The following is a 22,664-nucleotide window of genomic DNA, read 5'->3' as shown; positions in this document are numbered from 1 at the left end:
CCTTCTCCTTCGGGAGAAGGCTTGGATGAAGGAATGGATCATCTGCATATTCTCTTCACACAGACTCATGAATAATAAAAACATCGAAAAACTTTATGAAAAATAATGCTTAGGTTAAGATGAAGCATCTTTTAATAGACCTATTTTGAAAACCTATGCAACCATTTGTTCTATACAACTCAGAGCAACGAAAAAAAGTTGAATTTGTTCCGCGTAAAGAAGGACATATCGACATGTATGTCTGTGGTATGACGGTTTATGATTACTGTCATATAGGACATGCGCGGGTTATGGTTGCATTTGACTACATCATTCGCTTTTTACGCAGTCAAGGTTGGAATGTGAAATATGTACGCAATATTACTGACATTGACGACAAAATTATTAAACGCGCCAATGAAAATGGCGAGAGTATTCAAGCTTTAACAGATCGTTTTATTCAAGCCATGAATGAAGATGCGGCAAGCTTAGGTTGCGTTGAACCTGATGCTGCACCACGTGCTACTGAATATATTGATCAAATGCAAAATATGATTGGTAATTTGGTCAATAAAGGCACGGCCTATCCTGCAAGTAATGGCGATGTTTATTTTCAGGTTGAAAAATTTGACAAATATGGCCGTCTTTCAGGTCGCAAGCTAGAAGATATGCAGGCAGGCGCGTCTGAACGGGTTGATGTTGAAGTCGATAAAAAGCATCCATTTGACTTTGTTTTGTGGAAACATGCCAAAGAAAATGAACCATCGTGGGCTTCGCCGTGGGGCAATGGACGTCCAGGTTGGCACATTGAATGCTCTGCCATGTCTACTTGCTGCTTGGGCAATCATTTTGATATTCATGGTGGTGGTTCAGACTTGATGTTCCCACACCATGAAAATGAAATTGCTCAGTCTGAAGCATCGACAGGTGAACAATATGTAAATTATTGGATGCACGTTGGCTTTATTAATGTCGATGGCGAAAAAATGTCAAAGTCATTGGGTAACTTCTTCACCATTCGTGATGTGATGGAAAAGTTCCATCCTGAAGTGATTCGTTACTTTATTGTGTCATCGCATTATCGTAGCCCTGTAAACTTCTCAGATGTGGCACTCAAAGAAGCTAAAACTGCTTTATCACGTTTCTATCACTCATTTAAGGCTTATCAACAAGCGTATGGTACGCTAACGGTTGAGCAGTTAGATGAGGCATTGGTTGAGCGTTTTAATACTGCAATGCGTGATGACTTTAATACCGCCGAAGCAATTGCAGTGCTGTTTGAAGTCAATAAAGAACTAAACCGTGCGGTAAAAGAGCAGAATGCAGATCAGGCAGCAGTGTATTACTCGACCTTGCGTCATTTGACCAATATTTTAGGTTTGGTACAGCATGATGTCGATGAATTCTTGAAGTCTGATATTGGTCAGGACGCTTTGGGTCTATCTGAACAAGCCATTGCAGACCTCATTCAGCAACGTCAGGATGCGAAAAAAGCCAAAGACTTCGCCCGTGCCGATGAAATTCGTCAATCTTTGCTCGATCAAGGTGTAGTCTTGGAAGATACTCGTCAAGGTACGGTGTGGCGTCGTGCTGATTAATTGAGCGTTTGGAGGCATAGAGAGTTGACAGTTGTATGAAATTCTCTATAATTCACTTCAATATTGCGGGAATAGCTCAGTTGGTAGAGCACAACCTTGCCAAGGTTGGGGTCGCGAGTTCGAGTCTCGTTTCCCGCTCCAAAATTTTTAAAAACGCTTATCAAAAGATAAGCGTTTTTTTATGGCTGTTAGTTATAGCTAACTTGCAGCCAGCTTTATAAATGGGTTTGATCTATAAATTTTGGAGTGTTCGTATCGAAATATACTTGTGAAGTGACTCTATCTACACCTTTGAATGAATAAAAATAAATCACCTAAGCTTAAAACTTGGTTGGTTTTCGCTTGAAACAAGCGTCAAAAAGCCATTCAGATAAAACAGCATACAATTGAACAAGAATTTAAGAATTATCCCGAATAAGCTAAAACAAAAAACACACGCAGAATCAAAGTGTAGAATTGCATAGATATGCTAAAATTGCGAAAATTAAATGTACTTCAATAAATCGCCTTATTGAGGTATAGAAAACACTCAATTTAAGTTGGACGTTGAATGCCTAACATGTCAAATACCATTGATTTCCAATCTGTTGCCTTAGACACTTTAAGAATAGAAGAACAAGCATTACAAGTCTTGGCCACGCAAATTGATCAGCGTTTTAGCCGTGCCTGCGAAATTATGTTGCATTGTAAAGGGCGTGTTGTGGTCACAGGTATGGGAAAATCAGGTCATATTGGTCGTAAAATGGCTGCGACTTTTGCCTCTACAGGTACGCCATCTTTCTTTATGCATCCGGGTGAAGCAGGGCATGGGGACTTGGGGATGTTGGTACGCGGTGATGTTTTAATTGCTATCTCCAATTCAGGCAAAAGTGATGAAATTATGATGTTGATGCCACTCATCAAACATCTAGAAGTTCCACTGATCACCATTAGCGGTGATGATCGTGGTCCAATGCCACAAAATGCCGATGTCGCTTTGACATTGGGCAATATTCAGGAAGCTTGTCCACTTGGCTTAGCACCCACCTCAAGCACTACAGCAACCTTAGCACTAGGCGATGCACTCGCGGTGGCGTTACTCGATGCACGCGGTTTTACTGCCGATGATTTTGCTCGCTCACATCCTGCGGGAGCTTTAGGTAAGCGTTTGTTATTGCATGTGAAACATTTAATGCATACAGGTACAGAATTACCTAAAGTTGCACCAGATACACCCATGAATAAAGTGTTATACGAAATTTCAAACAAGCGTCTAGGTTTAACCACAATTGTCGATGAAAATGATGTCTTGTTGGGCATTTTCACCGATGGTGACTTACGTCGTTTAATTGATAAGCAACAGGGCTTTGATGTGAATTTACAAGTTGGGCAAGTGATGACGCAACATCCTGCAACGATTTCACAAGAAGCACGTGCAGTTGAAGCCTTAGAACAATTACGAGACCGTAAAATCAATCAATTTGTAGTGGTGGATGATGCTAATAAAGTCATTGGTGTGATCAGTATGCATGACTTGATTCAAGCAGGGGTAAACTAAACAATGGCATCTTATATTTTATTAGAGCAAGCACGTCATATTGAAGCTTTGGTTTTAGATGTCGATGGAATTCTAAGTGATGGTTTTGTGACCTTAACCAACAGCGGGGATGAAATTAAATCATTCGATATTCGAGATGGTTTAGGCATGAAACTGGTACAACAAGCAGGCGTTAAAGTCATTATCATCACAGGGCGTAAAAGTCATATTGTAGAAAAACGCATGTCTGATTTAGGTGTAGATTTGGTCTACCAAGGACGTGAAGATAAAGGCACTGCATTGCAGGAAGCCTGCGACAAGTTGGGTTTATCACCAGCAGACTGTCTCTATATGGGTGATGACTGGCCTGATCTTTCTGCATTTTCGATTGCAGGTATGAAAGTCACAGTGCCAAATGGACATATTGAAGTGCGTCGTCGTGCCGATTTAGTCACTCAGGCCATGGGTGGGCGCGGTGCGGTACGTGAAATCTGCGATATGATTTTAACCGCCAAAGGTGTGTACCAAAGCTTACTTGAAAAATATCTCAGCATCCCTCATTAATTAAGTCATACATTCAAAGGTTTGAGTTACAGCCCCACTTATGGATACTAAAGTTTTATATGTTACTGCGATTGCAATTGCAGCTGTAAGTGGTGGTTATTACTATTACAGCGGTAAAGGCAAGAAACTGGAAACTGACGCTGCCCGCTCTATGACTTATACGGCAGAGCAAATTCATCTCACCCAAACAGATGAGCAGGGAAATTTATATGTGCGTGCACAAATTGATCGTTTAGAGCAAGACATGCAACAAAAAACCTCTAAGCTGGAAAACTTAAATGCATCTATGTATAAAGCGGGTGCGGTGGACGCCACTTTTTTCGCCAAACAGGCTCAAGGTTTTAATGACAATGAAAAGGTTATGTTGTCAGATCAAGTGCTGGCAACCAAGTTACTCGCTCAAGGCAAGCTGACGCTTGAAACAGTCGAGTTAAATGTGTTTCCTAAAACACGTGAAATTAGTACCGACAAACAAGTGACTGTTCAATCTCCACAGGCTGATTTTATCAGTCAGGGTTTAAAAGCCAATTTAAATGACGGGCAATACGAATTTTTTAATATTCGAGGAAAGTATGAACCATAAATCTAAGCTTACAGCTCCTAAAGCGTTGATAAAACAAGCAGCACTTGTGGGCTTGGCCGTGCTTTCATCGGCAGGTGCATGGGCAATTCCGTCAGACCGCAGTCAGCCTATTACTTTATTGGCAGACCGTGCGACCTTTAGTGAACGTACTGGCGTCACGACGTATACAGGCAATGTGGTGATTGAGCAGGGCACCATGAAACTTCAGGCAGATTCGATTGTTGCTAATCTGAACAGTAAAAAAGAAATTAGTGTCATTACGGCAACGGGTAGACCTGCACAATTTCAGCAAAAAACCGATCCTGCTAAAGGTGTAGCAAAAGGCCAAGCACAAAAGATTGTTTACAATGCAGAAACAGGCATTATTACCTTATCGGGTGGTGCACTTTTAGAACAAGATGGTGCTAGTATTCGTGGTAATACATTGCGCTATAGCATGAACAAAGGTGATGTTGAAGCAATTGGTACACCAAATAAAACAGGTTCGGATGCGGGGCGTGTAAAAATTGTCATTCCACCCTCAAGCTCAAAATCATTTCCAGGAGCGCGTAATTAATGGATCAAATGAGCGCAACACAGGACAGCATACAGCGTGATCCGCAAACGCTATGTATTAAGCATTTAGCCAAAAACTACAATAAACGCTGGGTGGTAAAAGACGTTTCGTTTCAAATGAAAAGTGGTGAAATTGTCGGATTACTTGGGCCGAATGGTGCGGGTAAAACTACCAGTTTTTACATGGTTGTAGGCTTGGTGCGCATGGATAAAGGGGAAATCCATTTAGATCAATTGGATTTATCAGACCTTGCCATGCATGAACGTGCGCGTAAGGGGATTGGCTATTTACCACAAGAAGCCTCTATTTTCAGAAAGTTGACCATCTCTGAAAATATCATGGCTATTTTAGAAACACGCAAAGATTTAAATAAACAGCAACGTCAGCAGCGGTTGGCAGAATTGCTAGCAGATTTTAAAATTACGCATATTAAAGATTCATTAGGGATGAGTGTGTCGGGTGGTGAACGCCGTCGCGCAGAAATTGCCCGTGCTTTAGCAGCTGACCCTAAATTTATGTTGTTAGATGAGCCTTTTGCAGGGGTTGATCCAATTTCTGTCGGTGATATTAAAGATATCATTCGCACCTTAAAAGATCGTAATATTGGCGTATTAATTACCGACCATAATGTCCGTGAAACTTTAGCCATTTGTGAACGTGCTTATATTGTTAGTGAAGGTTCGGTCATTGCCGAAGGTACACCGCAAGAAATTCTTGAAAATGAAATTGTACGTGAAGTCTATTTGGGAGAAGACTTTTTTGTTTAAAGCTTGAATGTTCTGATCGTGATTGGTTTGTACAAGCTTGTGGTAAAAGTTGCAGAACAGAAAGTTGTGTAAATATTTATTTAACCTTCTATCCTCAAAGGTATAGAAGGTTTTTTCATAGTAGTTATCAGTCTAAATACGCTATAACTCTAAATACGTTCTCACGCTCAACACGTTATAATTATCAAGTTTTCATTGAACTGGTTGATTGATTGGAGTGTTATGCTATTTACCATTGCTTCGCCCATCATTTTTGAAGAAGAAATTAAAAAAAGTCGATTTCAGGCAATTGCCGTGCCTGTAGATAATGAGCAAGCGGTAAAAACGTTTTTGGAACAACAGCGTGATCCATCTACCACACATCAATGTTGGGCATGGAAAATTGGGCATCAATTACGTTTTAATGACGATGGCGAACCGTCAGGTACGGCAGGACGTCCTATTTTAGCCACAATTGAAGGCAATGAGTTGACCAATGTTTTGGTCTTAGTAAATCGCTGGTATGGCGGTATTAAACTAGGTACAGGCGGTCTGGTACGTGCCTATGGGGGATGTGCAGGGCAATGCTTGGCTCTGGCAGAAAAAATAGAACTGATTCAGAAAAAAACCGTACAATTTGCCTGTCATTTTAATGAGTGGGCAATTTTACAATACGAGCTGAATAGTCAGCAGATTGAGTACAGCGAAGACTACACCGCCGAAGGCGTGTTAGTAAAGGCATTTATGCAAGTCCATCAAATAGAACCTTTAACATTAAAATTACAAGATATTAGCCGAGGGCGTGAAAAACTCAAAATCCTTGAGGATGATCAAGATGACTGAAGTAAATTCACCTGACCCATTGCTGAAATACCGTGAGCAGCATAAACACCGTTTAAACTACATGCCGTGGTTATATTGGTCATTAAAACCTAAACATCGTGCATGGGCAGAAGCTTGGCAGCAGGAATATCAAGCTTATTTAACGGCAATGGAAACGGTGAAGATTGGCAAAAACTGTTTTATTTCCCCTTTGGCACATATTTTTGCAGAGCCAGGACGTCAAATCAGGATTGGCGATAATACCTTTATTGCCGCCGATTGCACTTTGCATGGCCCTTTGGAAATTGGAAATGAAGTCGCGATTAATCATCATTGTATTTTAGATGGTGGCAGAGTTGGAATTAAACTCCATGATCAGGTGCGTATCGCAGCTTATTGTCATTTATATGCGTTTGATCATGGCATGGCTTTAGATCAGCCGATTTATCAGCAAGCAGTGCGTTCCCAAGGMATTGAAATTGGAAAGGATGTTTGGTTAGGTGCGCATGTTGGTGTTAAAGATGGGGTGAAGATTGCGGCGCACGCAGTCGTTGGGATGAATAGCATGGTCACTAAAGATGTTCAGGAGCGGGAAATTGTGGCGGGAAATCCTGCCAAAMTGATTCGTTATCGTGAATAAGTACGATCCAGCAAGGCTAAATCTTTAAACTTCATTACATTTTTTCATGTCACTGCAACACGAGTTGTGTTAAGTTAAAAATAACAACTAAAAAATAGCCTGCAAAAGGCAGTAAGAGAGGCAACAATGAAACGTGTAATAGCTTGTATTGATTCTTCGCCTTGTATTAATGCGCTTGCTGAAGCTGCTGCGTGGATTGCAACACAAACTCAACGTGAATTGGTGTTATTACAAGTTTTAGATTATTACCCCGCTAGTTATCATTTAGGGGAAATTAGTGGTGTAATTGGCTTTGAAAGTAATGCGATGTTACTCAAAGAATTAGCCGAGTTGGAACAAAAACAAAGTGAATTAGCACTCGACTATAGCAACAATTTATTACAGCACATTTCCAATATGATTCAGGAAAAATATGAAATTGTACCTACTCAAATTCAAGAAAAAGGCGATTTTCTAGAACAAAGCTTCAGTGTGTTAAATGAAGACGATATTGTGGTGATTGGACGCGTGGGCGAAAAATCTGCTGAACGGAACAAGGCTTTAGGGAGTAATGTTGAAAACTTTATTCGTGGTGCAAATTGTACCGTGATGACTGTGGGAGAGCATTTTAAAGCACCAACCCGCTTTATTTTTGCTTATGAATATTCCCCAACTTGTATCAAAATGATGAAGCGAATTGCACAAAGTGATTTGCTTAAATTACTGCAATGTCATTTGCTTTATGTGGGCGATCATCCTGAACTTTTAAATGAACCTGCAGATTTTTTAACAGCAGCGGGTTTAGATGTGGTGGTTGAATATCGTTATGGTGATGTAGCTGAAAATATTTTAGATTATCAACGTGAACATGGTATCCAGTTGATTGTACTGGGGGCATTTAGCCACAGTAAAATTCATCAATTTTTCTTAGGAAGCATTACCACTAATATTTTCCGTAATTCAACTGTTCCTTTATTGGTGGCAAAGTAATAATCCTAAATATGTCAAAATATCATTTTATAGATAGTTTAGATGAACTTATAAAGGCTAGCTGACTGTCTATGGTTATCCGCATAATTTGTGGATAACTGTATGGACAGTATATGTAAAATTATAATAAATAAAGTAAAATTGCGTCAGGTTGTTTTTTAACCTTGTGTGGACTTTACTTTACAATCGCTAGAGCAAAGCCATCATGTCCTTTACTGCCTACGGTTTGTAGTGCTGTACACGATAAAATTCGTGGATGATTTTGCATGGCTTTGAACATATCTCGAATCCCTTCAATGCTTGGTTTGTGATTGTCGGGATTTAAAATTTCACCTGCTCGAATGACATTGTCTAAAAAGATAATTGTGCCAGAGCGCGAAAGTTTAAGACTAAGCTCCAAATATTCAGGATAGCTTTGTTTGTCGGCATCAATAAAAATAAAATCAAAAGCTTCAGTATCTTCTGGTAGGGCTTTTAGAATATCTGCAGCACGACCAACTTTTAATTCAACCTTTTGTTTTAATTGCGCGCGGTCAATATTTTCCTGTCCCAAAGCGGCATGGGTATCACGTCCTTCAATCGTGAGTATATAACCATCTTCAGGCAGTGCGCGTGCCAGCCACATTGTGCTATAAGCTGCGAATGTGCCTAATTCCAACACACGTTTGCATTGATTCATTTGAATGAGCATTTGTAGCAACATGCCCTGATTTGCCGCAACTGCAAGGTGATCTGGAAAACCTTTGGCATCGGTATTCTCTAAAGTTTGCGTTAAAATTGGGTCTTCGGGAATTAAATGTGATTCGATATAGTGATCGATATCCGTCCACATTTGTTGCATAGCGTGCTCACCTTTGTTGCGATGTCTGCATTGTAAACTTTTCTGCTCAGAGTGCAATTTATTCACGGAATGGGGCAAGGCAATAAAGTGTAGATAATTTATTTCGCAATAAAAAAAGAGGTCAATTTGACCTCTTTAAGAATTCATTTTAATGAGAGCAAGTTAGAAATTACACATAGATGAATGACGGCTTAAATCCGGTCCCCAAGTTCGATAACCCTGTGTATCAATATGAATTTGTCCTGAAGCGTATAGACCTAAGCCCATGTTTAAACTTTGACCATGTTGGTGCCAAAACTGACATAATCTGTATTTGGTGCTTTCAATGTAGGCAAAGTCTTCGGCATTCGGGAATTCTGGCCCAATTCTAAAATCAATGGCTGAGTTAAATAAGTGACGTGAAGAATTTGCTCCACCTGCACATTGATTCAGTGGTAAATCTCGATAGACAGAAGTAACTTCAAAGTCCGTTAAAACTTTAGAGGCGACTAAATATTTAAATACACGCAGGGTAGGCACCTGATTTTGCCACAATTCACGACTTGGAATCATAAACTGCGATCGTCCACAGCGTTGCCAGTCACGTGCGGTACGCATTAATTCAAAACTTGGAATAATATTGCCAACACCATTATGTTCCAAGAAGCGTTCATATTCACGAACTTGGCGTAAATTGTCACTCACTGCCACCCATGCATTATACGAATAAGGCACAATTTTAGGTGCTGCCTGACGCTCGTAGGTGATTTTTTCTTGAGGAATGAAAATTCGTTTTCCATCGGGCGTGGTAATCGTTGTTGTTCTGTTTGGGGTTGAGCTACAAGCCACCAAAATCATGGGAACAATGCTGAACGAAAACAGCGCCTTGAAAAATTTCTTCATTAGGCAAATCAGATATTTATTTAAAGTGTCCGTATTCTAATCGAAAATGCGGGTAAAAATTTGAGAATATTGCAATCAAATGTGTGTTTTAGGTATAAAAAAAGATCAGCACAGGGCTGATCTTTTTCACAACAAGATCAATTTACTTTTCTAAGTATTGTAATTTGTCTGGTTTGCCATTCCATTCTTCGCGGTCAGCAGGTTGATCACCAATTTGTGTAATGTTTGGCCAAGTCTGTGAAAGTTCGGCATTTAGTTCGATAAATATTTCCTGACCTTCGGGTAACTCATCTTCAGAGAAAATAGCGTTGGCAGGACACTCGGGTTCACATAATGCACAGTCGATACATTCGTCTGGATTAATCACAAGGAAGTTCGGACCCTCGTAGAAGCAGTCTACAGGACAAACTTCAACGCAGTCTTGATATTTACATTTAATACAGTTTTCAGTGACAACAAATGTCATGGCGACAGCTACCTAACAATATGGTTCTAATTCAGAATAGTCTATTTTAGGCAAAAATCACCACAACTAACAATCGCTTTTACTGATATTTGATATAGACAGTGCTGCTAAATTTGATAAAAGGGGGATAAAACCATCAAAAAAACTTATAAATGAAAAAGACTCTCAATTAAGAGTCTTTGTTTGGTAAAAATATTGTAGAAATAACAGCGGCTAAGCGTTCAATTGTTCCTTTAAAGCATACAATTGTTCCAGCGCTTGTCGTGGCGTTAAATTATCGACATCTATACTGCGTAATAAATCTAAAGCAGGTGATGGTTTTTCCACTTCAATCACACGTTCAATAATTTCAGCTTCTGCCAAGCTGGTAGCAGGGGCGAATAAATCATCCTGAACGGCCAAATTCACATTTTTGTGCTGCTGCTTTTCTAAAATTCTTAAGCGGTTTTGTGCTTCTTTAATGACGTTGGCTGGAATACCTGCCAGTTTTGCGACCTGTAAACCATGACTTTGACTGGCTGGGCCTTGTTGTACTTTGTGCAAGAGAATCAGGTTTCCGTTCATTTCTTTTGCAGTAACGTGGTAGTTATCTACACCTGATTCTTTGCTTAATTCGGTCAATTCAAAATAATGTGTTGCAAATAGGCATAAACATTTGATGCGTTTGCTTAAATCCAACACACATGCCCACGCCAAAGATAAGCCATCGTAGGTACTGGTTCCGCGTCCAACTTCATCCATCAGCACTAAAGATTGTGAGGTTGCATGGTGTAAAATTTGTGAAGTTTCAGTCATTTCTACCATAAAAGTCGATTTGCCTGTCGATAAATCATCGGCAGATCCAATACGGGTAAACACGCGATCAATAGGGCCTAATACGGCAGTTTKGGCAGGCACATAACTGCCACAATAGCCCAGTAGGGCAATCAGTGCCGTTTGACGCATATACGTGGATTTACCGCCCATGTTCGGTCCAGTAATAATTGCCAAACGATGATTGTAGTCGAGTAAAGTATCGTTTGGTGTAAATGCAGTTTTGCTTAAAGCTTCCACAACAGGATGACGTCCTGCTGTAATTTTAATTCCAATTTCAGGGCTGTATTCAGGGCGCGCCCAACTGCGTAAACGTGCTTGATGGGCAAAGTTAGCCAACAAATCAATTTGTGCAATCGCGCTGCTCATCATTTGTAATTGAGCAATGTCTTGGCGTAATTCATCCAATAACATTTCGAACAGCATTTTTTCACGTGCTAAAGCACGGGACTCGCTAGACAAGACTTTATCTTCAAAACTTTTTAGCTCTGGAGTGATGTAGCGTTCTGCATTTTTTAAGGTTTGACGACGAATGTAGTGTTCAGGTGCTTGCTCGGCCTGGGCGCGAGTGAGTTCAATGTAGTAGCCACTGACACGGTTGTAGCCAATTTTTAAAGTTGGGATACCGCTTTCTTGGCGTTCTTTGATTTCTAAATCAATCAGGAATTGCCCTGCATGATCACGTATTTTACGGAGTTCATCGAGTTCACTGTCAAAACCTTCTGCAATGACATTGCCATCACGCAATAGTACAGGTGGATTTTCTACAATTGCCTGCATTAGACGTTGATGTAGCCCGTGAAAATTGCCCAGTTCTTCATTCAAACTTTGAATGAGTGTGGATTGCTGCGTAGAAACAATGGGCTGTAAGGCATGACGTAAATAGGGAATTTGCGCACAAGCTTGACGCAATTGCACTAAATCACGTGGGCGCGCACTACCGAGCGCGACACGACTCAATACGCGTTCAATATCACCAATTTCTTTGAGCACCAAACGCACTGGAGATTCATGATAACCTTGTATGAGTGTTTGAATTGCATCTAGTCTTGCATCTAACAATACCGTATCACGCAAAGGTTGCATCAAGGCACGACTCAGTAAACGGCTGCCCATGGCAGTTTGGCAATCGTTGATGAGTTGGAATAAAGAAGTCCCGTGTTCAAATAATGGTTCGACTAATTCCAAATTACGTCGGGTTACAGGATCAAGCGCAATAAAATCGCTGCTTTGTTCTAATTGAATACTGCGAATATGCGGCAAAGCCGTTTTTTGGGTTTCTTTGGCATAGTGAATTAACGCTGCCGCTGCGGCTTTGGCTAAGGGTAAATGATCAATTCCAAAACCTGAAAGTGTCGATACAGCAAATTGATCACAAAGCGTTTTTTGCGCATTGTTCAGGTTGAAATCGACATTCGGACGTTTGGTCACAGGGCAGTCAAGCTGCTTTTTAACCTGTTCAATGATATTTGGATCGACAATATCTTCATCGAACACAATTTCGCTCGGCATTAAACGCGAAAGTTCAATCGTGAGTTGTTCAGGCAAATATTCCATTTGCTGAACTTTAAAAATCCCTGCACTTAAATCTAGTAATGCGATACCAATTTGGTTTTGTTGTAAGCATAACGAAACCAAATTGGAAGATTGATGACTGTTCAGTAGGGCATCATCGGTGAGAGTACCAGGGGTGATAATCCGTACCACTCCACGCTCGACAGGACCTTTGCCTGTCACTTCGCCAATTTGCTCACAAATTACCACGGTTTCGCCCTTTTTTACTAAGCGAGCGAGATAGCCTTCGGCAGCATGATAGGGCACGCCTGCCATTGGAATAGGCTTGCCGCTGGTTTTACCTCGATGTGTGAGGGTTATGCCTAAAAGTTTGGAGGCTTTGTGAGCATCATCAAAAAACAATTCGTAGAAATCGCCCATGCGATAGAACATTAAAGAATGTGGATGCTCCATCTTCACTCTTAAGTACTGCTGCATCATTGGAGTATGGGAAGATAGGTCAGCCATGATTTCTGTCATGTTCATGCAGTTGAAATCCTTTAATTTGAGGCGTAATTTAAATATAAGTCTGTGAATAGCTTATTTTACGGCATCTTGGTTAAATAAGTGAACCAGCATGTCATTGTTGCATGCTCTAAAAAGTGAGTAAAATGCAGAGCGGTTTGTGCTTTTATGTGGATAATATTCAATTGATCGGGTGTGTTTGGTCGCACACAGCCAAAAAATCGCTCATAAACAGCAAGCCTAAGGTTTCAAAAATAATATCGCATAGCTCAAAGAGTTTAGCCGTTAAAATGTATGATTTGTAGAGTCATTTGCTTGATGTCCATCCATAAAACACTTACCAATTTTAATTGCATTGAGTTGAAAAAATATTTGAGGGGTCGAGTGTTAAATATGCAGGATAATAAAATTTGATGAATTTGCTTAGCAATTGTTTTCTAGGTATTCATTTAGAAAGTAGGAGATGTTGTAACATTATGCTATAGATGGTCTTATTTCTAGTTACAATCCGTACTATGGAAAAACCTCAACTACTACCAAAGCAAGAGATGCTACGCGTATCCTATCAGGCAAATAAACAAGTTTATTAAGACCATACTTCAATATGCGCAATATTGACACCTCTAATGCAGCGGATCGTATTGCTTTGTTCATCTTTGCTTAAAAAATAATATCTTATTTAATTATAAAGTATATACTGTATTTATCACTTTTGTTCGTATGTTCAGAGGACGTAAAATGCCTGCAAGATTTTTTGGAATTTTTTTGGGTTTAATTGCAGCGGTATTAATCATTGGTGGAATATTTATCAATATGATCAGTGGTGAAGCTACTGTCGTTGAATACTGGATTTTATTATTGCTTCCATGTTTTGGTATACCAATTTTGTCTGCAGTGTGCCTAAAAGAAATCGACTAAGCACAACAGTATAAGTTTATTTACAATGAAATTGATAGATGACTGATTTATCGCATTTGATTTTAATGACTCAAAAACCCATGTGATCATGGGTTTTTGTTGTTGTTTCAAAACATTTGGTCTTGAATCTTTATTTGATTATTTGCCAAGCAGCGTTGCAGAATTTAACGAGCTATTGATCTAAGCTTATGTGTTGCAAGCACCGTTCTAATATTGCTGTGAAATTGCATGACTTAAAAAACCGAAGCCACTTAGACTTCGGTTATATTTGCTGTAACCAATTACGGTTTATACAGACCTAAATCTTGTAAATGTAATCTAAGAATACGTCGCAACTCCAATACGGCTTCTGGTGTTTCCTGAATTGAATGTCCGCCTTTAATAATTTTTTCTGAAACAGCACCATCTAAGTGCGCACTGTTGTAATGCACCACATCGTCACTCATTAATTGATAGTCTGTGCTGTCAGTATTATTGCCAATAATACTGTGATATTTAAATCCTTTTACAGGCAAAATATCTTCAGTTAATTCCGTAAATTTGGAATTTTTACTTAAATCACTTGGCCCATTTTGAATGACACTATGCCCAATTTCTTTAGTCAGATTTTTTAAATCGACCTCATGTTGCTGTAAGGTGTCAGCAAAGGCACTTAAAAATGCTGTCGGTAAGCGAATGATTTTACGTGCAGCTAGGGTAAACCAGCGGTCTGCAAACTCTGTACCTTTATGCGGCGCAGCCAAGAATATTGCACGGTTAAAATTGGTGATGGGTTTAAGGCGCAACCGTGCTTGCAACAAAGGATCAGATTTAAAGCGTTCAAGACTTCGGTTTTTAAGCATTTGCATGGCAGGTTGAGTTAAGTCGCTATCGCTGACTAACAAACGCGCTAAAATACCGCCCATACTGTGTCCAATCACTACAGCATCTTTTTTGGCAGCAGCAGAAGGGCTAACCTGGTTAAAGCCTTGTTGAAGTAGAGCGTAAATTTGGAAACGGCTTTCTAAAATTGGCATATTAGTTGAGTAAAAGACCTGCCAAACTTGGAAGTTTTCTCGTAAAACAGGGTCGCCCATAATATCGTTGGTTAAGCGAATCCACGCTTCAGGACTACTGGCCAAACCATGAATGAGCACAATGACCTTCTTATTCGGATTATACGGTTCAAGTAAGTACAAATGCGGCATACTGAGTCGTTCTTCACGATCAATTAAGGACAAATATGCCGATTTACCTAAATTATTTTGCGCTAACCACAAGCCATAAGGAGCAGAAAAGTTTGCGGCAAGTGGGTATTGCTTGTGCGCAATTTGAGCGGACTCATATTTATACGGATCATAAGCTTTGAGCTTAAAATGGGGTCGATTTAAAATATCTTCAATAGAATTGGCACTATGCGGTTCTGCAGTGATGGTCGCGGCTAAATAACGTGCTTGATGAATGTTTGGATTTTTTCCTGCAGGATAATCATATTTTAGGGGATCAATAATATATTTGCTGTTGCTCAAATCATCGTTTGGATTTTCAGGTAGTACCACTAGAAATTCAGACCCAAAACCATCACGGCGGGTGACCGAGCGCAAACCCGAAAAGTTCAGGTTATAGGTTGACATCAATTGCTGAATTTTTTGCTGTTTCAGCTGTGGGTAGTAATCAAAATCAATATCGTAAATGCTGTTGCCAACACGAATTTGTTGTTGTAATTCATTGTGTTTATAGCGCAGCGCATAGCTGCTGACCAATTTGGCAATCGCTTGGTTATAAAAGTCCCGAATTTGGACTTGTCTGTTATCAAAAATACGGTCTTGTGGCGCACGTTTAGTTTTAAACATGTAGGCGTAACTATAACGAATACTTTGATCGAGCATGTGTAATTGCTGATCTAAACATTGTTCATAATTGGCCTGATTAATTTTTTGTTGTTCTTCCGATCTTTTACTGTTCAGAATACTGATTTTACAGGACGATGAATTTTCAAGTCCAATCGCTTTCGCTAAATATAATTCACTGGCGGTTGAGAGCAGTTGTTCATCCTGAATTTGTGGGATTTGTTTCAGAGCATCTACACATTCTTCAGGGTTTTCGGCACAAAGATTCGCCTCACGTCCTGTCATCGACAAGACATTTAAACTTGCTTCACTCAGTTTTTTGCGCGATAAAATACTATCGCGTTCATTGGCAATGCTGACTTTTAATGCCTGATTTTTAACACTCACCACCTGACAACCAGACAGCAATGTTGTACTGAGCAATGCAGCAATCACAATTTTATTCATGGAAAGTCTAGCTTAATTTTTAAGATTTTTTCCATCATACGTTTTTTTAAAGCTTTTTCAATTGCGTCTTAAGTAAAATAGACCGTCGGAACGGTCTATTTTAGATTTATTTTGTATCGATCTTTAATCAAGTACGTGGCGCGATTACTTGCCAAACATTCCAACGACCTTGCTTTTCAATTTCAGCAATTAAACGGTCAGCCACTTCGGCTTCTTGCGGGTATTTGATTTTATAATTTTTCAAAGTTTGTACTGCATTTTTCTTTTGTTCCATGGCAATGTAGTTGTTTGCCGCAGACAAATAAGCTTCCTGCACACCTGCTTTCATGGCTTTGTCTAAATAAGGAATCGCTTCACGATGACCACCCCCTTCAGACAGACCAAAACCAAACCAGAAATTCGCTTCAGCATCTTCCTGATTTATTTTTAAAATACGCTGTGCATAGTTAAGTGAGCGTGTGGTGTAAATAGAGCCTAAGTCTAGGTTACGCGCCATAACACTGGCTTTAAATGCTCGCATCAAAATATCAAAAGAGGCATTTTCATTGGCTGCTAAAGTGTCTAGTTGTTGAGTCACTTCTTTGAGCTTCGCCTCAAAACCTCGACGTTCTTGACGTTCGCTAAAACGTGGCGGATAGTGACGAGCTTTGCCTTCGACCAGTTGTAAGAAGTCATCAATTTCAGTGATATCGATTTCGTTGTCACCAGCCAAAACCGCAAATTTCAAGCTACGGGAATTGTTATTGAGCGTAGGTACAATCAATTTGTTTTGATCTAAGGTAATGCTCTTGCTTGGATCATTTGGATTTGTGACTACCATTTTAGTCACAGGCTGTGCTGCTGCTTTCTGTAGGTTAATTTCAAATGGTGGGGGGGCATCATAATTAAATGGATTTAAGGCATAGAATGGTGCGCTTAATTCTGGTTCGGTAAATACGATAGGTTTGACTGCTTCTTGTTTTGGTGGTGCAACACAGGCGCTAACGAGCGTTGCAGCTAAAATACTGAGTGCCAAAGGCTTAAGGGTCATGGTGTTCTTCCATTCAATTTATTTTAAAAGTGAGAGGTGACTGTGTCGAATTAAAATATTGCATGTCGGTCAGTCTAAGAAATCTGTTCCGAACATGCAATACAAAGGATGGGGCTTTGTTACACAGTGATACGAACTTTTTTAAGTGTCCGTTGAGTTGTATTGCATTTCACATTCACGTCTAACATCTTCAATTATTTTTAATTCTTCAGCGCTATAAGCATGTGCGTGTTGTTGTTGGTTTTTAAAGCTTGGGTCAAGTAAAGATAAACGCTGACACAACAAATTCATACGTTTTTCATTTTGTTCTAAACGATCTAATAACACACGCATACCATCTAAAATCGGGTCGGACTGATTTTGTGTTGCCGCATAAGGTTGGAAACCTATACTGGCGGCATAATCACGACGACGTGTCTCCTGATCATCGGCAGGTTTATTTTTCATGATAAAGCGCGCAGGGTTGCCTACAGCAGTTGCACCTTCCGGAACTTCTTTGGTCACCACCGCATTAGAGCCAACTTTGGCATTTTTATGTACGGTAAATGGACCTAGAATTTTCGCGCCTGCACCGACCACCACGCCATCTTCCAAAGTTGGATGACGTTTGCCTTTATTCCACGTGGTACCGCCTAAAGTCACGCCATGATATAAGGTAACATCATCGCCAATTTCAGCAGTTTCACCAATCACTACGCCCATACCATGGTCAATAAAAAAGCGACGACCAATTTTTGCACCAGGATGAATTTCAATACCTGTTGCAAAACGGCTAAATGACGAGAGTAGACGAGCTGATCCTTTACAGTCTTTGTTCCATAATTCATGCGCCACGCGATGCATCAGTAATGCGTGAATTCCTGGATAAGTCGTTAAGACTTCGAGCGTATTTCGAGCAGCAGGATCGCGCGCGAAGACAGCTTGAATGTCTTCTTTGAGCTGTTTAAGCATTAGTTTGATCCTCGTCGAGTGTTGATGTAGATTTTTTCCATGAACCGTTATTCATTGCTTGTACGCGGCTAAAAATACCGCGTAGTAAATGGTATTCCATACGATCTAATTGTATACGTCCAAAAAGCCGACGCAAGCGCAAAGGCAATAATCGTGGATTTTTTGGGTCCATAAATTCAATTTCTGCCAGCATTTTTTCTAAATGTGGGTAGAACTGTTGCATTTGCGCGTGGTTGACCAACGGTTCATCCCATTGCATCGCTTCAGAATCTGTCACTTGCATAGTCGCTTCGGGATCGGCAACTTTTCCGACAATATCGATGGCAGCCATACGCATTTCATAGCAAATCACTTGAATGGCTTGAGCAACATTCAATACACCATATTCCTCATTGACAGGAATCGTCACGTGATAATTCGCCAACGCCAGTTCTTCATTGGTTAAGCCACGATCCTCACGTCCGAAAATAATTGCAATATTTTGCCCATGTAGCGTCACAGCATTTAAAGATTTTTTTGCTGCAGGACGTGCATCTAAGAGTGGCCAAGGAATAGTGCGAGTACGCGCACTAGTACCAAAGACCAAATGGCAGTCGGCAATGGCATCTTCGAGCTGCTCAACCACTTCGATCTGTTCAATTAAATCGGTTGCACCTGCTGCCAAAGCATCAATATCTGGGTGTGGGTAGGTTTTTGGAGCAACCAAAACCAATTTATTTAGCCCCATGGTTTTCATAGCGCGTAAGGCACTGCCAATGTTGGCAGGCAGGGTGGTATTTACCATGACAATACGCACGTGGGAGAGGTGTGCGGCAACAGTTGCATTGTCAGTTTGACTCATAACAAATCCAGATGGGTTAAGTTTTTAATTAAGAGTATTGATCAACTTCGGTATGGTATAAATCCATAGCATCGTCCATGCTCATATCAGCAGGTGGTGGAGCAATCGATGCAGGTTTCGCCACATCGACAGCTTTCGCGGCTTTGGATTTCACTTGATATTCGATATGCAGGCTTTCTTTACCAAAATAGTCACGCAATTTGACCAAGGCTTCATCTAAGGGTGCGATTTTCCACTGAATGCCCAAATGTAATTCTGCAGTGGCATAAGCATAGTCAAGGTGCAATAAAACAGGAATATGCGTGCATAAATCCACATTACAATAAGGCAGCAACATATTTTGTAAGTCTTGACTCAAGGTCTTGCTTAAATGTTCTGCATGCAAGTGAATTTGAATACTATTGGCGCGTTTTTGACGAATTTCATTCAAGCTAAACGCTTTGGTTAAGCGTCCCATTGGGCGGTCAAAACCTTCACGTTCGTAAATTTCGCCTTCAATCACCACCACTTTTTCAGTTTGTACAATATCTTTAAAGCGTTGGAAGCGCTCATGGTTGGCAGATACTTCAATACGTGCCGTACCATCATCTAAAGTGACCACCATCCGATTTGGGAAGTTGGCGACATCCACCACCAAGCCTGCAAAGACGGTGGTCACGCCACGACGGGTTGGCGTCAGTTCATTAATTTTACTTGGAATAAAGGCTTTTAATTCATTGCGATAGACATCAATCGGGTGACCAGTGAGGTAAAGTCCAAGTGTGTCTTTTTCACCTTTAAGTCGGACTTCATCTGACCATGGTTTTACAGGTTTGGCAGGCTTACGTTGTACTTCTTCAACTTCACCAAATAAATCCATGATGCCTGTTTCACGGTTGGAACGTGCTTGTTCCGCTGCTTGTACCGCTTCTGGCAATTGTGCCATTAAACTTGAGCGTTCGATGCCTAAACAGTCTAATGCACCCGCACGAATTAAGGCTTCAAGGGTTCGTTTGTTGATTTTTTTCAAATCAATACGATGACAGAAGTCAAATAAATCGCGGTATGGACCTTCTTTTTGGCGAGAATCAATCACCGATTGCATGGCTTGTTCGCCCACGCCTTTAATTGCGCCAAGTCCGTAGACAATAGTGCGTTCATCGCTGGCGTGGAAATGATACAAAGACATATTTACCGAAGGTGGTAAAACTTCCAGATCATTGTGGCGACAGTCATCAATCAGGAACACCACGTTATCGGTGTTTTGCATTTCCGACGACATGACCGCTGCCAAGAATTCGGCAGGGTAATGTGCTTTCAGCCATGCCGTCTGATAGGCAACGAGGGCATAAGCAGCCGCGTGGGATTTGTTAAAACCGTAGCCTGCGAACTTTTCCATATAGTCAAAAATATGGTTGGCTGTGGCGGCATCAATGTCTTTTTTCGCGGCACCTTCAATAAAGATTTGGCGCTGTTTGACCATTTCTTCAGGTTTTTTCTTACCCATAGCACGACGCAGTAAGTCCGCACCACCGAGGGTATAGCCTGCACAATACTGTGCCGCCTGCATTACCTGTTCCTGATAAACCATAATGCCGTAGGTTGGTTCAAGCACACCTTCTAGCAAAGGATGCAGATACTCAAACTCGCCACCGTGCATACGGTGAATAAAGTCTGGAATGAGATCCATCGGGCCAGGACKATACAAGGACACGAAGGCAATAATTTCCTCAAATTTGCTTGGGCGTGCTTCTTTGAGCATCTTTTTCATGCCCACGGATTCAAACTGGAATACCGCTGTGGTGTTGGCATTGGCAAAGACTAAATAGGCGTCTTTATCGTCCAATGGAATATGGGCAATATCTAGCGGTGTATCGGCTTGGATGCGTTTATTGATATTTTGTACTGCATCTTCAATAACCGTCAGGTTACGTAAACCCAAGAAGTCAAATTTGACCAAACCTGCCGATTCAACATCGTCTTTATCGTATTGTGCAACACGGGCGGTTCCATCAGCATCGCACATAACCGCAGAAAAGTCGGTGATTTTGGTTGGTGCAATGACCACACCACCTGCGTGTTTACCTGTGTTTCGGGTAATGCCTTCAAGTTTTAAAGCCATTTCCCAAATTTCTGAAGCATCATCATAGTCAGGGTTAGATGGATTGGTCACCACATCTTTCAGCTGTGGTTCTGCTTCAATCGATTCTTCTAGACTGAGTCCTAAAGGTTTAGTTGGAATCAGTTTAGAAATACGGTCTRCCAAACCATAAGATTTGCCTAAAACTCGCGCGACATCTCGAATTGCACCTTTGGCGGCCATAGTACCGAAAGTGGCAATTTGTGATACTGCGTCACGTCCATAGGTACGTGCCACATAGTCAATCACTTTATCGCGCCCTGCAATACAGAAATCGACGTCAAAGTCGGGCATGGATACACGTTCTGGGTTTAGGAAACGTTCAAAGAGTAGTTCATAACGCAGTGGGTCTAAGTCGGTAATTTTTAAGCTATAAGCGACCAATGAACCTGCACCCGAACCACGACCCGGCCCAACAGGTACGCCATTATTTTTGGACCATTGAATAAAGTCCATGACGATGAGGAAGTAGCCCGGGAAGCCCATCGAGTTAATAATATTAATTTCGTATTCAATTCGCTCATCATAAGGTTTGCGAATTTCAGCCCAGTCTTCATCACGCTGTGCAACAGGATAAAGTACATTTAGACGTTCTTCCAAACCTTGCTTGGACAAGTGTGCAAAGTAGGTATCAATGGTGTGTCCTTCTGGAATTGGATAATCTGGAAGGAAGTATTTACCCAATTGCAGCGTGACATTACAGCGTTTGGCAATGTGATAGCTGTTTTCAATGGCACTTGGAATGTCAGAAAACAGTGCCGTCATTTCTTCGGCGGTTTTAAAATATTGCTCAGGACTGTAAGTTTTTGGACGACGGTTGTCCCCTAAGACATAACCATCGGCGATGCAGACGCGCGCTTCGTGTGCTTCATAATCTTCACGGCGAATAAAATGCACATCGTTATGTGCTACCACGCCAATATTATATTTTTTAGCTAATTTAACTGCTTCAGCAATAAAGGTATCTTCATCAGGGCGATCTGTGCGGGTCAGGGCTAAATAAACCCGATTGCCAAATTTTTCAATCCATTCTTCCAGCAAAGGTTCGGCTTTTTGCGGATTGGAGGTGATCAGCATTTTGCCGACATCACTTTGAATACCGAGTAACAGAATCAGGTCATCGGCTTGTTCTAAAATCCATGCTTTATTGACGCAAGGGATATTGAGTTGCTGACCTTCAATATAACCACGGGATACCAATTCAGTCAGATTACGCCAACCGTGATTGTTCATCGACAATAGAGTCACGCGATGATCGGCATCATTTAAACGCAGCACTGAACCTAAAATTGGTTTGATGCCTTGCCCCAAACATTTGCCATAAAATTTTACGGCAGCGTGTAGGTTAGAGAGATCGGTCAATGCCAAAGCAGGCATTTCTTCATTGACTGCAGCTTGAATCAAGTCAGGTATGCGTACAATCGACTCGGTAATCGAAAATTCTGTATGTATACCTAAATGAACAAAGCGCATGAATCAGTCCCTTAAAAAATCACGGGTTAGTTTAGCATGCTCTGCTCAAGACAAAACACGCT

Annotated in this window: 19 protein-coding genes and 1 tRNA gene; 11 read left to right on the top strand and 9 right to left on the bottom strand. The window is 40.9% G+C overall.

The window, feature by feature from the left end; genetic code table 11:
• Window positions 1-155: 155 nt before the first annotated feature.
• From cysS to BJN41_RS00310, 10 genes are all read left to right on the top strand, one after another.
• The gene (gene cysS, locus BJN41_RS00355; RefSeq protein ID WP_070152095.1) at window positions 156-1,577 is read left to right on the top strand and encodes a cysteine--tRNA ligase; all 1,422 of its coding nucleotides are present in this window, start codon (window positions 156-158) and stop codon (window positions 1,575-1,577) included.
• Between the two features lie 65 nt (window positions 1,578-1,642).
• Window positions 1,643-1,718: transfer RNA gene (locus BJN41_RS00350), tRNA-Gly, on the top strand.
• Between the two features lie 418 nt (window positions 1,719-2,136).
• Window positions 2,137-3,114 carry a KpsF/GutQ family sugar-phosphate isomerase gene (locus tag BJN41_RS00345; protein ID WP_004973067.1) on the top strand — a complete coding sequence of 326 codons (978 nt, stop codon included), beginning with the start codon at window positions 2,137-2,139 and terminating at the stop codon, window positions 3,112-3,114.
• Window positions 3,115-3,117: 3 nt separating this feature from the next.
• Window positions 3,118-3,657 (top strand): KdsC family phosphatase, encoded by a 540-nt coding sequence (locus BJN41_RS00340; RefSeq protein WP_019838015.1) that lies wholly within the window; start codon window positions 3,118-3,120, stop codon window positions 3,655-3,657.
• Between the two features lie 40 nt (window positions 3,658-3,697).
• Window positions 3,698-4,240 (top strand): LPS export ABC transporter periplasmic protein LptC, encoded by a 543-nt coding sequence (gene lptC / locus BJN41_RS00335; RefSeq protein WP_070152092.1) that lies wholly within the window; start codon window positions 3,698-3,700, stop codon window positions 4,238-4,240.
• Entirely contained in the window at window positions 4,230-4,796 is a 567-nt protein-coding gene (gene lptA, locus BJN41_RS00330) for a lipopolysaccharide transport periplasmic protein LptA (RefSeq protein WP_070152089.1), read from the top strand. The genes lptC and lptA overlap by 11 nt, the downstream gene beginning before the upstream one ends.
• 8 nt (window positions 4,797-4,804) lie before the next feature.
• Window positions 4,805-5,563: an LPS export ABC transporter ATP-binding protein gene (gene lptB / locus BJN41_RS00325; RefSeq protein ID WP_171257405.1), complete on the top strand. Its 759-nt coding sequence runs from the start codon at window positions 4,805-4,807 to the stop codon at window positions 5,561-5,563.
• 222 nt (window positions 5,564-5,785) lie between these two features.
• Complete coding sequence (locus BJN41_RS00320; protein ID WP_070152083.1) at window positions 5,786-6,385, top strand: IMPACT family protein; 600 nt, start codon at window positions 5,786-5,788, stop codon at window positions 6,383-6,385.
• Window positions 6,378-7,004: an acyltransferase gene (locus BJN41_RS00315; RefSeq protein ID WP_070152080.1), complete on the top strand. Its 627-nt coding sequence runs from the start codon at window positions 6,378-6,380 to the stop codon at window positions 7,002-7,004. Before BJN41_RS00320 ends, BJN41_RS00315 begins: the two co-directional genes overlap by 8 nt.
• A gap of 126 nt (window positions 7,005-7,130) precedes the next feature.
• A complete protein-coding gene (locus BJN41_RS00310) occupies window positions 7,131-7,973 on the top strand; it encodes a universal stress protein (RefSeq protein ID WP_070152077.1) in 843 nt (280 codons plus the stop codon).
• 175 nt (window positions 7,974-8,148) lie between these two features.
• Here BJN41_RS00310 and BJN41_RS00305 read toward each other — a convergent pair whose 3' ends face one another.
• The 4 genes from BJN41_RS00305 to mutS form a co-directional block, all read right to left on the bottom strand.
• Window positions 8,149-8,814, bottom strand: a complete 666-nt coding sequence (locus BJN41_RS00305) for an O-methyltransferase (RefSeq protein ID WP_070152074.1) — start codon at window positions 8,812-8,814, stop codon at window positions 8,149-8,151.
• Window positions 8,815-8,976: 162 nt separating this feature from the next.
• Complete coding sequence (locus BJN41_RS00300) at window positions 8,977-9,696, bottom strand: D-Ala-D-Ala carboxypeptidase family metallohydrolase (protein ID WP_070152072.1); 720 nt, start codon at window positions 9,694-9,696, stop codon at window positions 8,977-8,979.
• Between the two features lie 142 nt (window positions 9,697-9,838).
• Window positions 9,839-10,162 (bottom strand): ferredoxin FdxA, encoded by a 324-nt coding sequence (gene fdxA, locus BJN41_RS00295; RefSeq protein WP_070152070.1) that lies wholly within the window; start codon window positions 10,160-10,162, stop codon window positions 9,839-9,841.
• Window positions 10,163-10,375: 213 nt separating this feature from the next.
• A complete protein-coding gene (mutS, locus tag BJN41_RS00290) occupies window positions 10,376-13,015 on the bottom strand; it encodes a DNA mismatch repair protein MutS (RefSeq protein WP_070152068.1) in 2,640 nt (879 codons plus the stop codon).
• Window positions 13,016-13,732: 717 nt separating this feature from the next.
• Here mutS and BJN41_RS00285 point away from each other — a divergent pair.
• Complete coding sequence (locus BJN41_RS00285; protein WP_019838006.1) at window positions 13,733-13,912, top strand: hypothetical protein; 180 nt, start codon at window positions 13,733-13,735, stop codon at window positions 13,910-13,912.
• Window positions 13,913-14,193: 281 nt separating this feature from the next.
• On the opposite strand, the gene BJN41_RS00280 is transcribed toward BJN41_RS00285, so the two are convergent.
• The 5 genes from BJN41_RS00280 to dnaE form a co-directional block, all read right to left on the bottom strand.
• The gene (locus tag BJN41_RS00280; RefSeq protein WP_070152065.1) at window positions 14,194-16,188 is read right to left on the bottom strand and encodes an esterase/lipase family protein; all 1,995 of its coding nucleotides are present in this window, start codon (window positions 16,186-16,188) and stop codon (window positions 14,194-14,196) included.
• A 127-nt stretch (window positions 16,189-16,315) separates the two neighbouring features.
• Window positions 16,316-17,218 carry an ABUW_2363 family tetratricopeptide repeat lipoprotein gene (locus BJN41_RS00275; protein WP_070152063.1) on the bottom strand — a complete coding sequence of 301 codons (903 nt, stop codon included), beginning with the start codon at window positions 17,216-17,218 and terminating at the stop codon, window positions 16,316-16,318.
• A gap of 141 nt (window positions 17,219-17,359) precedes the next feature.
• Window positions 17,360-18,169 (bottom strand): serine O-acetyltransferase, encoded by an 810-nt coding sequence (gene cysE / locus BJN41_RS00270; protein ID WP_019838001.1) that lies wholly within the window; start codon window positions 18,167-18,169, stop codon window positions 17,360-17,362.
• Window positions 18,162-19,010, bottom strand: coding sequence for an RNA methyltransferase (locus tag BJN41_RS00265; protein WP_070152059.1), 849 nt, complete (start codon window positions 19,008-19,010; stop codon window positions 18,162-18,164). The genes cysE and BJN41_RS00265 overlap by 8 nt, the downstream gene beginning before the upstream one ends.
• Before the next feature lie 28 nt (window positions 19,011-19,038).
• The gene (gene dnaE / locus BJN41_RS00260; RefSeq protein WP_070152056.1) at window positions 19,039-22,602 is read right to left on the bottom strand and encodes a DNA polymerase III subunit alpha; all 3,564 of its coding nucleotides are present in this window, start codon (window positions 22,600-22,602) and stop codon (window positions 19,039-19,041) included.
• Between the last annotated feature and the right edge of the window lie 62 nt (window positions 22,603-22,664).

The organism is Acinetobacter towneri (genome assembly GCF_001758345.1).
Taxonomy (GTDB): domain Bacteria; phylum Pseudomonadota; class Gammaproteobacteria; order Pseudomonadales; family Moraxellaceae; genus Acinetobacter; species Acinetobacter towneri_A.
This window is presented reverse-complemented; position numbering and strand designations above follow the sequence as displayed.

Excerpts from the sequence above, each read along its gene's own strand:
- cysS (WP_070152095.1), top strand. The coding sequence starts at position 156 with ATGCAACCATTTGTTCTATACAACTCAGAGCAACGAAAAAAAGTTGAA.
- BJN41_RS00345 (WP_004973067.1), top strand. The coding sequence starts at position 2,137 with ATGTCAAATACCATTGATTTCCAATCTGTTGCCTTAGACACTTTAAGA.
- BJN41_RS00340 (WP_019838015.1), top strand. The coding sequence starts at position 3,118 with ATGGCATCTTATATTTTATTAGAGCAAGCACGTCATATTGAAGCTTTG.
- lptC (WP_070152092.1), top strand. The coding sequence starts at position 3,698 with ATGGATACTAAAGTTTTATATGTTACTGCGATTGCAATTGCAGCTGTA.
- lptA (WP_070152089.1), top strand. The coding sequence starts at position 4,230 with ATGAACCATAAATCTAAGCTTACAGCTCCTAAAGCGTTGATAAAACAA.
- lptB (WP_171257405.1), top strand. The coding sequence starts at position 4,805 with ATGAGCGCAACACAGGACAGCATACAGCGTGATCCGCAAACGCTATGT.
- BJN41_RS00320 (WP_070152083.1), top strand. The coding sequence starts at position 5,786 with ATGCTATTTACCATTGCTTCGCCCATCATTTTTGAAGAAGAAATTAAA.
- BJN41_RS00310 (WP_070152077.1), top strand. The coding sequence starts at position 7,131 with ATGAAACGTGTAATAGCTTGTATTGATTCTTCGCCTTGTATTAATGCG.
- BJN41_RS00305 (WP_070152074.1), bottom strand. The coding sequence starts at position 8,814 with ATGCAACAAATGTGGACGGATATCGATCACTATATCGAATCACATTTA.
- BJN41_RS00300 (WP_070152072.1), bottom strand. The coding sequence starts at position 9,696 with ATGAAGAAATTTTTCAAGGCGCTGTTTTCGTTCAGCATTGTTCCCATG.
- fdxA (WP_070152070.1), bottom strand. The coding sequence starts at position 10,162 with ATGACATTTGTTGTCACTGAAAACTGTATTAAATGTAAATATCAAGAC.
- BJN41_RS00285 (WP_019838006.1), top strand. The coding sequence starts at position 13,733 with ATGCCTGCAAGATTTTTTGGAATTTTTTTGGGTTTAATTGCAGCGGTA.
- BJN41_RS00280 (WP_070152065.1), bottom strand. The coding sequence starts at position 16,188 with ATGAATAAAATTGTGATTGCTGCATTGCTCAGTACAACATTGCTGTCT.
- BJN41_RS00275 (WP_070152063.1), bottom strand. The coding sequence starts at position 17,218 with ATGACCCTTAAGCCTTTGGCACTCAGTATTTTAGCTGCAACGCTCGTT.
- cysE (WP_019838001.1), bottom strand. The coding sequence starts at position 18,169 with ATGCTTAAACAGCTCAAAGAAGACATTCAAGCTGTCTTCGCGCGCGAT.
- BJN41_RS00265 (WP_070152059.1), bottom strand. The coding sequence starts at position 19,010 with ATGAGTCAAACTGACAATGCAACTGTTGCCGCACACCTCTCCCACGTG.